The organism is Alteromonas australica, from assembly GCF_000730385.1.
Lineage (GTDB): Bacteria > Pseudomonadota > Gammaproteobacteria > Enterobacterales > Alteromonadaceae > Alteromonas > Alteromonas australica.
In genome coordinates this window covers 1,244,468-1,260,536 of sequence record NZ_CP008849.1, presented here as the reverse complement: position 1 = coordinate 1,260,536, position 16,069 = coordinate 1,244,468, and the positions used below count along the sequence as shown (strand labels likewise).

13 protein-coding genes, 1 tRNA gene and 1 riboswitch are annotated in these 16,069 nt (G+C 44.6%); of the genes, 1 reads left to right on the top strand and 13 read right to left on the bottom strand.

Going from position 1 to position 16,069, the window contains the following annotated elements:
* Nucleotides 1-194 precede the first annotated feature (194 nt).
* The 6 genes from EP13_RS05470 to EP13_RS05445 form a co-directional block, all read right to left on the bottom strand.
* A tRNA-Trp gene (locus tag EP13_RS05470) sits at nt 195-271 on the bottom strand.
* 118 nt (nt 272-389) lie between these two features.
* Nucleotides 390-1,202, bottom strand: coding sequence for a phosphotransferase (locus tag EP13_RS05465; RefSeq protein WP_044056411.1), 813 nt, complete (start codon nt 1,200-1,202; stop codon nt 390-392).
* Entirely contained in the window at nt 1,159-1,806 is a 648-nt protein-coding gene (gene pnuC / locus EP13_RS05460) for a nicotinamide riboside transporter PnuC (protein ID WP_044056410.1), read from the bottom strand. The genes EP13_RS05465 and pnuC overlap by 44 nt, the downstream gene beginning before the upstream one ends.
* On the bottom strand, nt 1,806-2,069 hold the full coding sequence (locus tag EP13_RS05455) for a hypothetical protein (protein ID WP_044056408.1): 264 nt from the start codon (nt 2,067-2,069) through the stop codon (nt 1,806-1,808). Before EP13_RS05455 ends, pnuC begins: the two co-directional genes overlap by 1 nt.
* Before the next feature lie 19 nt (nt 2,070-2,088).
* Nucleotides 2,089-4,185, bottom strand: a complete 2,097-nt coding sequence (locus tag EP13_RS05450) for a TonB-dependent receptor (RefSeq protein ID WP_044056407.1) — start codon at nt 4,183-4,185, stop codon at nt 2,089-2,091.
* A gap of 54 nt (nt 4,186-4,239) precedes the next feature.
* Nucleotides 4,240-4,345, bottom strand: a riboswitch (TPP riboswitch).
* 160 nt (nt 4,346-4,505) lie between these two features.
* A complete protein-coding gene (locus EP13_RS05445; RefSeq protein WP_044056406.1) occupies nt 4,506-4,928 on the bottom strand; it encodes an acyl-CoA thioesterase in 423 nt (140 codons plus the stop codon).
* Between the two features lie 59 nt (nt 4,929-4,987).
* Here EP13_RS05445 and EP13_RS05440 point away from each other — a divergent pair, with 59 nt between their 5' ends.
* Nucleotides 4,988-7,159, top strand: coding sequence for a GNAT family N-acetyltransferase (locus EP13_RS05440; protein WP_081869445.1), 2,172 nt, complete (start codon nt 4,988-4,990; stop codon nt 7,157-7,159).
* 69 nt (nt 7,160-7,228) lie between these two features.
* On the opposite strand, the gene EP13_RS05435 is transcribed toward EP13_RS05440, so the two are convergent.
* The 7 genes from EP13_RS05435 to EP13_RS05405 all read right to left on the bottom strand — a co-directional run bounded on the left by EP13_RS05435 (nt 7,229) and on the right by EP13_RS05405 (nt 15,841).
* A complete protein-coding gene (locus EP13_RS05435; RefSeq protein ID WP_081869444.1) occupies nt 7,229-8,494 on the bottom strand; it encodes a tetratricopeptide repeat protein in 1,266 nt (421 codons plus the stop codon).
* A gap of 2 nt (nt 8,495-8,496) precedes the next feature.
* Nucleotides 8,497-9,108, bottom strand: coding sequence for an energy transducer TonB (locus EP13_RS05430; protein WP_044056404.1), 612 nt, complete (start codon nt 9,106-9,108; stop codon nt 8,497-8,499).
* 1 nt (nt 9,109) lies between these two features.
* Complete coding sequence (locus tag EP13_RS05425; protein ID WP_044056403.1) at nt 9,110-9,508, bottom strand: ExbD/TolR family protein; 399 nt, start codon at nt 9,506-9,508, stop codon at nt 9,110-9,112.
* An 11-nt stretch (nt 9,509-9,519) separates the two neighbouring features.
* Nucleotides 9,520-10,044, bottom strand: coding sequence for a MotA/TolQ/ExbB proton channel family protein (locus EP13_RS05420; RefSeq protein ID WP_044056402.1), 525 nt, complete (start codon nt 10,042-10,044; stop codon nt 9,520-9,522).
* A gap of 1 nt (nt 10,045) precedes the next feature.
* The gene (locus EP13_RS05415) at nt 10,046-11,404 is read right to left on the bottom strand and encodes a MotA/TolQ/ExbB proton channel family protein (RefSeq protein ID WP_044056401.1); all 1,359 of its coding nucleotides are present in this window, start codon (nt 11,402-11,404) and stop codon (nt 10,046-10,048) included.
* A 6-nt stretch (nt 11,405-11,410) separates the two neighbouring features.
* Nucleotides 11,411-12,172, bottom strand: coding sequence for a DUF3450 domain-containing protein (locus EP13_RS05410; RefSeq protein ID WP_044056400.1), 762 nt, complete (start codon nt 12,170-12,172; stop codon nt 11,411-11,413).
* Between the two features lie 597 nt (nt 12,173-12,769).
* Entirely contained in the window at nt 12,770-15,841 is a 3,072-nt protein-coding gene (locus EP13_RS05405; RefSeq protein WP_044056399.1) for a TonB-dependent receptor domain-containing protein, read from the bottom strand.
* Nucleotides 15,842-16,069: the final 228 nt, after the last annotated feature.

Below are 16,069 nucleotides of genomic sequence, written 5' to 3'. Positions count from 1 at the left end.
CGTGAGCGAGTAAGTGTACTTGAATCACCTGCAATGTTGAATGGCTATTCATGACACGTAGGAATTTCTTGATTCACTAATAGAGTTAGCAATGACAATAAAAACAAACACTAGGATAAAAAGAAGATGATAACGGCATTAAAGTAGATAACTTCAGGCGTTTCAGAATGATGGAAAATAACCGTAAGGAAAAGTGGCAGGGGTGGAGGGACTCGAACCCCCAACCATCGGTTTTGGAGACCGCTGTTCTACCAATTCGAACTACACCCCTAGCGCGCTGTGCATTATACGGATGGCATTAAAAAGGTAAAGCCTTTTTATTGCCTTCACTGTCTTCATGCTTAATTAACCATCAATGCGTTGATTTTTCAATCTATATCAGTAAAAACCTAGCGAGTTCTATTCATCGCGCACCGCCACAAGCTGTCGGTGACGTGCACAATAGCAAGATGCGTTTGGTACTGTGCAAATGCATAGTCAGGGTTAATACCTAGGATATTTGCATAACCTGTCACAAGGGTTTTACTCTCTTTCTCAGAAAGCTGATTGATGCTGCAACAGGACGCCAGATCAAAATACCGATTCCCCATTGCGGCATATTCCCAATCAATTAATAAGGGAGGCTGACAACGCGCAAAAAGCACATGCCCTTTTAATAAATCATTATGACATAGCACCTTGTCACCAGGGCGAGCTTCGCTTTCGATGACCTGTGCTTCTAACCCTTGGGCACGCTTTAATAGTTCGCTACCTTCTGGAAGTTGAGCCACATTGATATAGTGCCGCCAACGATTCACTAAATGAAGCGGCTCAGCCTCTACAGACACGCCATGAATATAAGCCAATACAGAGGCCAATGTCGCTGGGCTAACCTCACCCTTATTTTGATTGCTTTGTTCAGCGCTGTGAGTACTCGGCGTATCTTCTACCCAGGCTTCTACCCACAGGGTTTCGTCGTGACTTAGCCACAGTGGTAAAGGCGCCACGCCCAATGCAGCTAGCTGCTGTTGAAGGTCAAATTGGCTGCGGCGATTAACGCCACTAAAGCTATCTTCACCTAACCACTTTACCGCTGCGTTTAAATGAACATCTTGCAATTGGAATACGTGGTTAACTTCCCCTGCAGGATGGCGCTGTAAGGTCGCGGCAGTAGAAAGCTTAAGTGGTTTCTGTAAGCGAAGCAGTATGTCTCTCTCGTTCATTTTGCCCTTTCCATTGCAACAGCCATTGATAGTAACCAAATAATGAAAACCCGACATAGCCTAAAAACAGACACGCTGATAGTGCATACCCAACTTGTAAGTACAAATAGGCAGAAGCAAGATTGATGAAAAACCAATACACCCAATTCTGTAACACTTTGTGCGCAACCATAAACGTCGTCACAACGCTTAATACATTAATACACGCATCTAGCAATAAATAATCACTGTTAAACTGCGAAGCTGCAGCCTGGGTTAACAACCAAGCGCCTATCAGTAAACTAGGCACAATGGTGACATGAATCCATAGCGGCCAAGAACGCACAGGCTTGGTTTCTGAACTGTCGGTACCGCCCTTAGACCACTGATAATAGCCATATCCCGCCATTATCATATAGAAGAAGTTGAGGGCCGATTGAAAAGGTAAAGTCACTTGCCAAAACAGCCACGTATAAATCGCGGTACTAACAAACGCACAAAGCCAGCACCAGCTATTTTGTTTTGCTGCCAACAGCACATACCCGATGGCTAATAGAACAGCGACCCACTCTAGTGGTGAAGTCGCGGCTATTTGACTTAAAAAGTGGGAAGTAAAGTCACTCACTAGGATGACTTTCTTGCTTGCATGGCATCAAAGTTGAGAAACTTAGCCACAAAAATAGCTTGCCCTACTTCTTCATGAGTACGTTGCATTTCCTTACCTAGAATTGGCAGTACATCATTATACTCACCCGTGACTTGCGTGCTCGTTGAGCAGGTGGTCACGCTAAGTTCTGTATAGGCATTAAGCCTGTCAATAAAGGCTTGAATAGGAGGTATGTACTCATTGACTAATGGGTACAACGACAATTCAACCATAACTTGCATATTCGTTCTCCTTTATACCTTAAAATTCATATTTCACAGTGACACCATATTGGCGCCCATTACCCAGTTGGTAGTATGGTTCGTTAAACGCGTACTCATCTCTTGGATCATTGCTGAATCCACCAAAACCTCGGGTGTAGTAGGTTCTATCGAATGCGTTTTGAATCCACAACGATGTTTGCCATGGTCCGTTTTCAATTAACAGTTCTGAGTTGACCAAGGTGGTAGATGGCGCCATGACGTCATGACCATCAGAGAAACGATACGTGTCTTTGTAATCAACATCGACGCGCCAAGTAATACTATCCGTTAGTAAATACTCACTATAAAGGTTAGCAGTCCATTTTGGAGATTGAGCTTGACGTTGCTCGTTTACTTGTGTGCCATCAGCCAACGTATAACCTTCGAAGGTGGCACTCAAATATCCAACACTTGCATTGAGTTGCCAGTTTTCTAGAGCTAACCAAACGAGTTCAAGTTCTGCCCCTTTATTTGTGCCTAAATCTGCATTATCGATAATATCCACGAAGCCTGCAGTACCGTCGTCACGAGTAATGACATCAAAATCACTGATCTGTGTATCTGTTCTGTCCATATAGAAAATAGCGGCGCGGGCACTTAACACATCACTCAATAGCGGACCTTTCACCCCAACTTCATAGTTCCAGTTATATTCCTCATCATAAAACCGTTGTTCGTCGCTTACTCTGCTGTCGGTATTAAAGCCTGCACCTTTAAAGCCTCTAGAAACACTCGCATAATAAAAATGATCATTTTGCGTGTATTGAAGCGCTAGCTTGCCTCCCACCATGGTGGTATCGAATGCGCGCGTTAAACCGTCGTTATCTGCGTAATCAAAGTCATAGTTTTCTAGTCTTAACCCAGCAACTAGTGTCAAGTTATCGCTTAAGCGCGTGTCGGTCTGCCCGTATATTGCGGTCGTGGTGGGCGTATATTCACTCCTGAAGTCACCGTCTAAATAGGTGTATTGACGCAATAACGCTTCTTCCGAGCCTTTGTAGAAAGCGCCTATCGTCCAATCGGTTTTGCCATTCAATAACGCTGCGTTTTCTGAAGATACAAAACGCACTTCTCCGGTTTGCGTTTCGACTTCTCTGTAGTAGGCGTCAAACGAAGTATATCCCCACGGATGAAAACCGGTGTAAGTCCAATCTTCATCATACCCATAGGCAATATTGTGAGAAGCATGAGTGGCAATAAGAATGAAATCACCTGCATGAGTGCGAGTGGTAGAGCGCGCGCTGACCGCATGGGTTTGGTGTTCATCAAAACCTGGTTCGTCCGATAAGGTCTTATTATCATTATCAAGTGAAAATGCATCATAGCCATTGTCGATATCGTACCAACGGTAAGTGAACGCAAGTGTGGTTCGCTCATCGGCATTACCCTCCACACTTAAGCGCATGGCAGTTTCATCGATATTGTTTGTATCGTCTCTGTTTAAATAGATGTTTTCTACGAAACCATCGCTACGGTTGTGAACCAGCGCAACCCGATATCCCCAATCGGTGTTAATATCATCGCCGGCCGCCGCTTCCACCCGATAACTGTCTTTGCTGCCTAGCCGCGCCTCAACATACTTGGGCGACTCACTACCTACTTTATTACTAGATAACTTCACCGCACCCGCTAAGGCGCCCGTACCATACAGTGTAGCTTGTGGCCCACGGTAAACATCTAATTGCTGGGTATCAAAAATAAGGCCGGCTGCCGCTAAGCCTGAGAAATCAAACTCATCAACAATAAAACTGACAGATGGGTTGATAGGCTCTGCAAACTGACTTCGCTCACCAATTCCCCGAATTTGAATAAACCGGCCTCGGGACGCCCCTGCGCTGAAGTTAACGTTAGGCACACTATTTAATACGCTGTCAATATGAGACGGTTGACGGCTACTTAAACGTGCTTGATTCAATATGGTTGCGCTAGCGCTGAGTTGATCGAGCGTTACCTCCCTGAAATCGCCGCTTACTAGGATGCGCTCTATGTCATGAGTACTTGCGTCAGCGTCATCAATATTTTGCACATCGGTAGATTGTGCATATGCAGAAAGTGAACTAGCAATGAGAGTAAGAGTAAAAAGGTTCTTGTACATAGGATCTCTTGTTCTTTGTAAGAAAAAAGATCCGGGCTCAGCGAAAGAGGATACGGCTGTATTGTCGACCATCCCTACGCCGGTATTATCCGGATCAGGTGTAAGGGTTCCCACTTGATGTGGATCTCAGACCGTAAAACGGACACCCCTTGGTATAAAACAAACGCACCTAAAACTTAGGAACGTTAATGATTGGGAGTCTACCAGTTCAATAGACTCGGTCAACCAGAAAAATTAACCAGTAACTCGTTGAACAACGGTATGTCCCATCATGTCGACAAACACGTTAAGCAAGTTACATTCTTTTTAATCGCCCTTTTTTATTCGTCGAGATTTAAATTGAGGCGACGAACTTCATCGTCGGTTTGCGCCTTAAGCCCTTCTAGCGTTTTACCATGTGCTGTAGGCTGGCGAGTTTCAGGATCAACTTTGACAAAAACCACATCATCTGCAAAACAAATGGTTTTCTTGGTGGCTTTGTTGCGAACTAAACAGCTTACCGTAATGGACGTTCTACCTACGGCTTTTGTTTCTAATCCAAATTCAACAATATCCCCTTGCAATGCAGGAGACTCAAAACTGATTTCGCCAATATGCTTAGTGACGAGGCAGTTTGTCTCTAGCTGACAAATGGCCCATATCGCCGCTTCTTCATCAATCCATTCTAGCGCTCGCCCCCCAAACAGAGAATTAGCATAATTTAAATCATTGGGCATAACTAAGCGTCTTGACAGAAAGCGCATTCGAATTCCTTAGCATTAATCGTTACTATAGACGCAGATTATACCGAAAAAAGCTCTTTATGGCGTACAATTCTGTTTACGACTGGCTATATTCCCCTTACCTAACTGAACAATGGCAAATGACCCATCGTAGGATGTTGGTCATTACGGGGACCCTTGAGGCATGCCAAGAAAAAGTGAAACAACTCGAGCAACGGCCGACAAAAGCACAGAGTGACCTCGACATTTCCTTCATCATCTATAATGAACTTGCCGACAGCGCTCAAGCGAACAGTAACTTAAGAAAGCACCTTTTAGGTAACGAGTACGACGTGGCGGTGATGTACTGCCACCATGGTTTTTCTCCCAGTGATGTGCTTGCTCTCAGCGGTACACTGCGATACGGGGGGTGCCTGATTCTGTGCTGCCCCAATTTCGATACGTGGCACTTAGCCCCGCCAGCACAAAAAGTGTCTTTTGGATTTGAATGCACGGTAAGCCACGGTATTTCTCGGTGGATAAACTACATCAACCACAGCAAAGACATTTCCCTATGGGGTCCCAACAAAACATACCTCGCCCCCATTAAACAGCAATGCGGGGGCAACAATAGCAAAATGAGCGACGTCCCTCATTCTGCCTTCTTCAAGGTAATGACGCCTTCGCAACATACGGCCTATGGTGCATGGTCACAAAATACAGAAAATAAGGCCGTGATTACTGCGCCTAGGGGGAGAGGTAAATCAGCATTAATGGGCATAATATGTGCTGACACCCTTAAACGCGGACAAACCGTCTTTGTAACGAGTACCGTACATCAAAATGTCGCTAACTTATTCAAGCACTGTAAAGCAGCGAATAGCCACCTAGAGCAGACAGAAAAGCACACCTTTGTGGATAAACAAACGGGAGGGGTGCTTAAGTGGATGGCAACGGACAACCCCAAACTTATTAACCACCATTGCGACCTATTAGTGGTAGACGAAGCCGCTTCACTCCCTATACCTATACTCACAAAGTGTGTAGCAGCCCAGGAAAACTGGCTGTTAGGCACCACTTTGCATGGCTATGAAGGCAGTGGAAGAGGATTTGTATTAAGGCTGTTACCCAAGTTGCAACAGAGGGAGGTACCTGTTTACCACTTAAATGAACCTCTACGTTGGGTGCCAGATGATAGCTTAGAGACAATAACAAATACCCTATGCTTGTTTGACAGTGGTAACAGCCATGCGCAAAGTTTGCATACGCATAATACAAGCGCCATGGTTAACGCCATTCAGGTAATTGAAAAGCCGCTGCATACATTATCGGAACCCGCGCTACAGCAAGTAATGCAGCTACTTTCTTTAGCACACTACCAAACCACACCAGATGACCAAATGCGTCTATTAGACAGCCACGAATCCCGTTGCTTTTTAGCGTTTGCGGAAAAGGTTATTGTGGGTGTAGCGGTAATTCATATTGAAGGAGGCGAATGTTTAGCGCCCTTGGCTGTCGATATTGCCAATGGGCTAAGACGCCCACAAGGCCATTTAAGTGCTCAAAAGCTTGCCACAATAACAGGCCTTGCTCATGTTGCTACCCACCTATATTGGCGTATTAATCGCATTGCAGTTCACCCCGACTTTCAAAACAAAGGACTGGGCTCACACATGGTTAGCGCGTTGTCACAAGCCGCAAACGCACACCACGTGGATTGCTTAACCTCTTCCTACGGGCAATCAACGAGGCTCAATAAATTTTGGAAGGCCAATGGTTTTACCTGTGTAGAAAAGGGCGACAAAGTGAATAAAGCCAGTGGCGAAAGAAGTGCGTTAATTATAAAACCTGTGTCAAAAAGCTTTGAGAAGCTAGCTGATTTACTTGCGTGTATCTTTCAGCAAGAAAACTATGTTCCCCCAACCTCGCTAGATGAACTCCCCACGTCGCTAAAGGCGCTATATACAAAGCGGTTAAACGGATTTACTCGGGGCATAAAAAGCCTTGAACAAAGCGCTTATGCGCTGGCGTGCTTACACAACACACTTGAGTTCCAGCACCTAGAAAACAGTCTTAATAGATTTGTACCCTATTCCGCTGAAGGTACACCGCAAGCTCTGCCGTTATCTCTTCAACTAGCATTTCACTTACATCCTTTAGATAAACCATCACTAAGGAACATTTTTGGATGTACGAATAATAAAGCCCTTGTTCAAACGCTGAGGGAGTATACTAAGCACCTTCTGTTTGAAGCCACATTTGCAAACGGGTAAACACGCTAAGCCGCAGACACAAAAAAGCCTCCACTAAGGAGGCTTTTAACGACACTATCAAAGCAAAAACTAGATATTAATACCGCGGTTTTTCGCTTTTTCTTTAATGTACGGCTCCCAAGCTGACGCGTTACGACGTAGCGAGCGATCCTTTTTAGCTTGTTGCACGTGGTTATAAGCCGCTTTGAAGTTACCCGCGTAGAAATTCGCTTCCATTAGAGTGAAGTGAATCTTTTCAGGGTCTTCAGCACCACGTTCTAGCGCTTGATTTAAGGCCTTGATTGCACCTTTATAATCTTCAGCTACTAGCAAAAGCGTGCCTTGTTTTCTGTAATGCTCAGGATCTGAACTTTTCGCTGCTGCTTTTCCGTATAGGCTAGCGGCGTCGTCGTAGTTCTTCGCCTGGTGATATGCATTCGCAATGTTAGCAATCATATCAGCATCATCTTCAAGCAAACCTGACGCTACGTGTTTTTCCAAAATTTTAGCTGCCTTGTAAGGCATACCGTTTGTTTGGAACAACTGAGCAAGTGTTTTAATCTCGTTCGCTTTCTTAAGAAAACCTTCGTTGTACGCAATTTCAAAGGTTGATAAACCTTTTTTGTAATCCTCTACCGTAAGGTAGAAAAATCCTAACTGCGTCCACCAACGTGGCTCTTCAGGGAAGTTACGCACTAACTCTTCTGCAACTTCTACCGTTTGAGCAAACATCTTACGTTCATAGAATGAGGTGAGCTTAAGCACATAAGGGTTTTTGTTCGGCTTTTCATAAAGCGCAATCGCTTTATCAGCAGGCTCTACCATTTTGTCTAATTGACCAGACTCATAGTACGCCTGAGCTAAACGAGTATAAACGTCTGGATCTTCTTTACACGTAAAGTCCATCCATGCGTTATACCACTTAATCGCATCAGTATACTTCGTTTCCTGCATGCTCAAATCACCAATTAATTTTAGTGTTTGAGAATGCTCTGTGTCATTAAGTACTTTGTTTTCAACTGAGCTAACTAAGTAACCCATTGCTTTACCGCCTTGGCCTTCTTGCGATGCAAGAAGGTTACCAATGAAACGGTCAACATAGGCTTTGTCGAAGTCTTCAGAAGGATCGATTTCATAAAGAATATTTAATGCTTCATCGATGCGATCTTCATTATAAGCTTCAAACGCTTTTTGTACTTTTTTACCAGTACGCTCACCCACTAACGTTGTTTTGCCCTTCTCGTAACCCGGACAAACAACAGGTGATGACTGGGCTAGTGCCGCAGGTGCACTGAATACAGCACCTGCACCTAGCACCAAAGCAACGGCTGACATTTTGAATTTACGTTTCATCATGATCATTGCTCCAGTTTAAAGTCTAGCTGAACAAACATGCCTGGCTGTTTAACCGGCTTGCCATCTACGATCTTAGGCTTATATTTCCACTTACGTAGAGCACGACGTGCTTCACGGTCGAATATACGCTTAGGTTCTGCTTCGATTACTTCGATATCTTCAACACCACCAACCTCGTTGATAGTGAAAGACAATCTTACCCAACCTTCTCTACCGTCACGGGCAGCTTGAGGTGGATACTTAGGATCGATACGAACGATAGGCGTGGCGTCACCGTCACGCTGCATGGCACCAACACCACCAATGTTTACGCCAACACCACCCGTGTCTACAGCTGGAATAGCTAAGCTAAATCCATCTGCATCTGGTTCAGCCGCTTCTGGCTCAACAGGTTCCATTTTAGGAGGCTGTTGCGGCGGAGGCGGAGGTGGAGGCGGAACACGTTGACGCGTTTGCGTCTGGTCGTCTGGTTCCTGCATCACAATATCGATTACCGGTGCTTCAGGTACTTCGTCTGCTGGCCGCGCTGAGTTTTCAATCAGCTTAGCCATCAATACGAAAAGGGCAAATGCAACACCAGCACCTAGCAATATAGATACAATTATACGTAACATCTTAACCCCTTGCTGCTACCGAGACTCGGTTAACGCCAGCGGCTTTAACTTGGTCCATAATTTCAACTACCAAACCATGCTTCGCTTTAACATCAGCTTGAATGATTACATAGTCTGTTGGCTGCTCGGTAAGCAGTCGTTCAATATTCGCTCTAACGCTGTCCGGCGACACTTCACGTTTATCCAACCAAACGCTGCCATCTTCTGTAACTGCTATGAAGATATTCGCATTTTTATGAAGGATCGCCTGGCTCGCATCTGGCTTATTAACTTCAATCCCTGCTTCTTTAACGAAAACAGTGGTAACGATAAAGAAGATAAGCATGATAAACACGATGTCCAACATGGGCGTCATGTCGATCTGTGCATCTTCTTCCTCGGTTCTGACTTTTCGAGCCATAATCTCTCTCTCTAATGATGTGGCAGGCTATCAACTAGCCCTTCTCGTGCCAGCTTCACTTTCGCTTCAAGACGAGAACTGATAAACAGCCCAGATAGCGCGGCGACCATTCCTGCCATTGTAGGAATTGTTGCCATAGAGATACCAGCTGCCATTAGACGGGCGTTACTGGTGCCCTGTGTTGCCATTGTCTCGAATACACCGATCATACCGGTTACTGTTCCTAGTAACCCGATTAACGGACACATTGCAATAATGGTACGTATAATCAGCATTCGCGCGTTCAGTGCATCTGACGCTTGAGAAATCCACGCGTCACGGATTCTATGCGCATACCATGATGTGGTATCAGCTCGGGCATCCCAATTTTGGATGATAGATTTCTTCACCTTTGGAAAGACCGAGGTTAAATACCAGTAACGCTCAATCATTAAAACCCACATGAGAAAGAGCGCGGCAGCAACGAAATACAGCACGTCACCGCCGGTAGCGATAAAGTCCCTGACCGATTCAAATAATCCAATCAGGTAATTCATATTACGCTTTCTCCGACTCTGAGTGAGCAGCTACGATACCCGCAGTTTGCTCATCAAGAATGTGGATGATTGACTTGCTACGAGAAGCTACGATGCTGTGAGTAAGAATCAGTGGCAATGCCGCGATGATACCCTGAGCAGTAGTTACAAGAGCCATAGAGATACTTCCTGCCATCATACGAGGGTCACCTGTACCGAACAATGTGATTGTTTGGAAGGTGGCAATCATACCAAGTACTGTACCTAGTAGACCAAGTAGAGGCGCGATAGCAGCGAAAATCTTGATTACGTTAATGCCGCTTTCAATACGTGGAAGTTCACGAAGAATCGCTTCATCAAGCTTAAGCTCAAGGTTTTCTGCATCAGCAGTTTTGTTTTCTTGGTAAACTTTTAGGATACGACCTAGAGGGTTACCTTCAGATGGGCTACCTGGGTTCTTAAGCTGTGAACGCATTTTGCCACCAACGATGGTTAACGTAATTAGCTTATAAAGACCAATAAGTAGACCGATGATTAGCATAGCAGTGATGGTGTAACCTACTGGACCACCTGCATGATAACGCTCAGACATTGTTGCTTTCTGCTTCAATAGACCAAGGATTGCACCTTGAGAAGGGTCAGCATAGAAAGGAACAAGACCAGACGTCGCATCAACAAGATCTTCAGCAGACGCTACGAAGTGACCATCTGGCTGACGACCTAGAGGCTGAACAATTTCGTTTTCAGCATCGTACGTTAGGTAACCGTCTGCACCAACAAGGTTGAAAGTACCAATACGAACAACTTCTTGCTGTGATGAACCGCCGTCAAGGTTAACAACTTCAGTTGTGAAGCGAACTACTTCACCGCCTTCTGTCATTTCTTTCTGTAACGCAAACCATAGATCTTCAAGTTCTTGAATGTTTGGAAGACCTTTAGAATCTTCAGACATTTCAGCTAGGAACTGGCTACGACCTGGGAATTGTGCACTAACGATAGAGGTTGATACACGGCCATAAGCTTCAGAAGCGGCTTGACGAACAACACCGAACATTTCGCCTAGCGTACCAGTAGCTTGGTCTAGCTCAGCAGATTTTTCGTTCAACGTGACTTCGTTGTCAGAAAATTGCTTTTGAAGACGGTCACCACGACCTTGCTCTGCTTTAAGTTCGCTTTGCGCTTTGCGAAGAAGCGCTTGCTTATCAGCACGTGCTGCTTGGAACTCAGCTTCACGTTGTTTATTAATACGTGTTTCAGAAACACGGTTATCCTGAACCTGTTCAAGCAGTTCTTTCAGGCTCTTTGCTTCCTGAGCTTGAGCTCCGGTTGCTGCAACTGCGAACGTAGCAGCGGCTAAAAGAGATTTGAATACTGGTTTCATTAACTATTACTCCGCTGCACTAATAGGTAGTTTGATTAGGTCTGCAGGAATGACGCCATTGGCCATTTTAACTGCATCAACAACTGATGAAAGATACTCATCACCTAGTTTTTCCCAAGCGCGGCTCTCATTATTCCAAACCCATGCATGAGATTGGTCTAGAGATAGAGCGACAAGTGCTGAACGACCAAGGTTAAAGAAGTCAACAGTAACCTCTGTACCTGCGTCATCAATCGTCCCTTGATATGAGTCGATCTTAGTGCCGTATTCAACTTCCACAAGATATGCTTCGATAACTTGGCGGAACTGCTCAGATACAGTTACGTTAGAGTTTGCCATAACGTCGCGAAGACGGTTAACACGCTCTAGACGCTCTTCTAAATGAATAGGACGATCAAGCTTGATAAACTGCTCTAGGCTGTCAATCATGCGGAACATAAGAGGAACGATGCCCTGCTTAGTTTGCTCGATGCTGTCGATTTGACGTTGTAATGAATCAATACCGCGTTGCTGATCTGCAACTAGGCTTGCGATATAGTCATTGTAGATTTTAAGGTTTTCTGTCTCATCTACTGTTTGACGATACTCAACAAGTAATTCTTGAGATTGCTCAAACAACGTGTTGATTTTTTCTTGAGATTTCGCTGCAGCCGCGTGGATTTTCGCTTCTTCTTTATGAAGTTCGTCAAGCGTATCTGCAGAGACTGCGCTACCTGTTAGTGCGAATGCACCCATAACAGTAGAAGCAATAAGAGTTCTCTTGCTCATTTTGGACATAGTTCCCAACCAAATTTCTTATTTGAATCCTCGCCGATAATGATAACCACTCGGCAAGGGGCTTATAAAACTTTTACAATTTTGTTTCAGGAATGCAGCACCGACGACAATCGCCAGTACTACGAACGTAGTATACTCACATGGAATGTAACGTGGAGTCAAGTAACAGCCTGTTTACACCACATAGATTTTGCTCCGCTTGGTCAATAAGCGTGCAGTTTTCATTCCAATGTCTTTCACTATGGCAAAAAGTGTCTTAAACGATTCAATTTTTGTCGTTATTCATCCATTTTTATATAGGTAAACGTTTTCAATAAAAAGCGCTAAAAACCCCTCATCATTCTTGCAAATGTGCTTAAAAGACTCGAAGTTATCTTTACTACGAGTTTCTATAATAGCGGCACTGGCGAATAAGTATGCAAAACCCATTAAGAAGAAATTACTTATTTTTAGGCTTAATACGCGCCAAAATAGAGCAGGCTTATATTACTTGCACCAAAATGTGATAAGTGAAGTCTGTGTTAACGAAATTAATATTAAAAAAAAAGCCTGCATATGCAGGCTTTTTAATCAGCTTATTTCGCGGTATTAGAAACGCGCGGTTAAACCAACATTGTATGTACGTCCGTATGACCACAGACCGACAGCAGTTTCTTTAGGACTTGCTGACCAATCGAACAGGTTCTGTACTGATGCACGAACTGAAACTTCTTCAGATACGTAATAGACTGCACCAAAATCGAACAATGTACGAGATGGAATTTCCGTGTACGGGTTACCATTTTGGTCAATATACTGGTACGGCGTTTGATTTACGTTACGCGAAGTACGGTCAGTATAATTGATATCCAAGAAGGTAATTAAATCACCTACAGAGTAAGTAATTTGCCCGTTTGCGATAAGGTCTGGATTGTCGAATTCACCATGGTCGTCGGTAAAATCGAAGCCCGTATTCGAAATTTCGTCCTGAATGAGCTTGAAGAAGCTAAAGCGGAACGATAACGAACCGTCATCGCCGTCAAAGTAGTCACCAATGAGTGGGTAATCTGTTAAATCGTTCTTGTAGTTTGCTGTATATTCAGCCGCTTTAAAGTTACGAAGTGCAGCATTCACGTAACCAGATGTAAAGGCGTTAAGCGCAGGTAACTGGCCATCTGCTTCACGTTCGAACTGGTCACAAAAACGGTTAGGATAATCTGTTGCATCGTAACACGCGTTCATAATGTCAGTTAGCGTGAAAGATACAATTGCATTGGTTAGTTCAATATCGATATAGTCGAATGAGAAGTCTAACCCTTCAGCCCAACCCGGCGTATAGATAATACCCACGTTCATGCTTTTCGCTTCTTCGTTCGCAAGTGAATCGTTACCACCTGTGAAACCACGACGAGATGCATTTTGTGCAATACTTGCAAAGTCTGTCGGTAAACCTTCAGCCGCACAGTTCGCTTGACGAACATCTGGGTTAGGTCCACTTTCTAGATTACGCGCATCACAAGGGTCGGTAGCAAACTGAGAAGACTCAACCACAGGCAAGAATAGCTCTGTGATTGCCGGCGCACGTACCGTTTCGGTAATGTTGTAACGCACCATCACTTCTTCAATTGGACGATAGTTTAGACCAACAGCCCAAATGCTATCTTCGCCTGAACGATCGTTATCAATATAACGATAAGACGTATCAACACTTAACGTATGCAACCCTGGAATATCCATGTCACTAGAAATGATAGGGATAATCGCTTCAGCATAAACGTCTTGCGTTGTATAACCACCCGCTGTGGAGTTATCAGATAGACCGACTAATTCGGCTGAGCCGTCTGGACGGAACTCTGCGTATTCTTCACGACGCTCGAAGCCTGTTGCAAAACCGACACCACCCGCCGGTAGGTCGAAGATTTCACCACTTAAATAACCCGCCAAAATAGACTGCTCTATACGCGTTTGGCCTTGGTCGTTGTATTTGATGTAATCAAGTGACGCGTCTGTTGGAGTACCAAACGGATTTAGCGGAGAACAGGTGCCTTGAGCACCTAAAATGTTCTCAGAATCAGTCAAACCATGATTTTCTGCAACGAAGCCACCTTCGTAGTCATCCGTGTAGTTGTACAAGCAGTCAATCTGGCCAGTTTCTGGGTTAACACCCACATCTAACGCAGCAAAGAACTTAGGAATGTTTAGGCCCTGATCTTGTGAATAAACACTACTGATACCTTTCTGGTATGAAAGTGCCCAATCGAAGGTTCTGTCGCCCACATCAAAGAAGCTGGTTAATTCAGCACGGTAGCTGTTTACCGACGATTCGTTGATAATTTCACGTTGACCTAAGTTTACCCAACCACGGTGATAATAGAAATCGCCTTCTCCGCCTAGCAAACCTTCCAGTTGCGTGCGAGTGTCAGTTGTTAAGTAAGGGTTTGAGGTATTGAAGCTAAGCGCTGCACCCGAACCACCGAATACACCTGAATTGTACTGAAGTGCTTGGTAACCTTGGTTTCCTGCATCAGAGCGGTTTGAGAAAACCGTCACTTCTAGGTTTAAATCTTCTGCCAGCTCATAGTTGGCAATAACAGATAAGTTATAACGTTCATAGCCTTCACGCGCTGTATTGGTTTCTAGCAGGTTTAAGCCGTCACCACCTGACGCCCAAACTGCGTTACCTGTAGCAACACCTGGATCGTAAGATACCAAGCTACCAGAGCCGGCTGGGTCGAATTGATAAAAGTTACCGTCGCCCCAAGCTCCTAAACCAAAGTTAGTAATTGCCGTTGAACCTGGCGTTACTAGGCCACTGAATGACAAGATACCGGCACGTGGGTCTGGTACCAATAACACTTGGTTTGCTGGTACTTCGCCATCATCGTTCTCAACACCGTTACCGTCTGCTGGCGTGAAGCTACCCCAGTCGTTTGCGAGTCCAGGCACATCGCGAGCAGCGATATTTTCTGTTTCATTGTACTCAAGGGCAACAACAATATTACCTTTGTCTTCAGCGAAATTACCGCCGATAAGCGCGCGGAATGAATTGTCAGCCGCTATTCCATTGAACGAAGTATAGTCATATGAAAACTCAGCGCCTTCATAGTCTTTTTTCAGAATGTAGTTAACCACACCGGCTACGGCATCGGCACCGTAAACTGGCGCACCACCCACTTTCATTACCTCAACGCGGTCGATCAAAGCAACAGGAATGTTGTTAACATCAACCTGGCCACCTGGCGCACCGCCCCCGCCTACTGGTGAGTTACTCGAAATAAAACGACTACCGTTAATAAGCGTAAGTGTACGTTGTGAACCTAAGCCGTATAAGCTAATGGTGTTTTGGCCAAGGGCTTGGCCATTCGCAGCAGTATTTCCACCAATTTCAGGGGTCACACCTGCAATCACACCCGGTAAATCTAATACCGCGGTGATAGCGTTAGTCATACCGCGATCTTTAATGTAGCTATCGTCAATGTAACTAATGGGTTGGGTGGCTTCTAAATCTACGCGAGAAATACGAGAACCAGTGACCTGGATTTTCTCAACTACTTCTTCTGCATCTTTTTCTGTCGTTGCTTCTTCTTGAGCTAGCGCGTAGTTGCTAGCAGAAATGGCCATCACTGAACCAAATGCACAAGCAAGCTTCACTGACGTAGCCAGTTTAGAATTATTAAACATGTATTGTCTCCCTGGACCACTAATCGTATTAGTGTGTGTATTCATCGCTTTTTAGCGACATTATTATTAGCAAGGCTTAAAGCCTCTTTAAGATAATAACCACAAGAAAAGAATACGGTCAACTGAGATGGGGAAAGCAAGCCCAAAAAGTTCAATTTTTTTGCAAATTTTTTCTGTTTTTTGTAAATCTTTACTTACAATTAACGAGGAAGTAACAAAAGAAGGGGA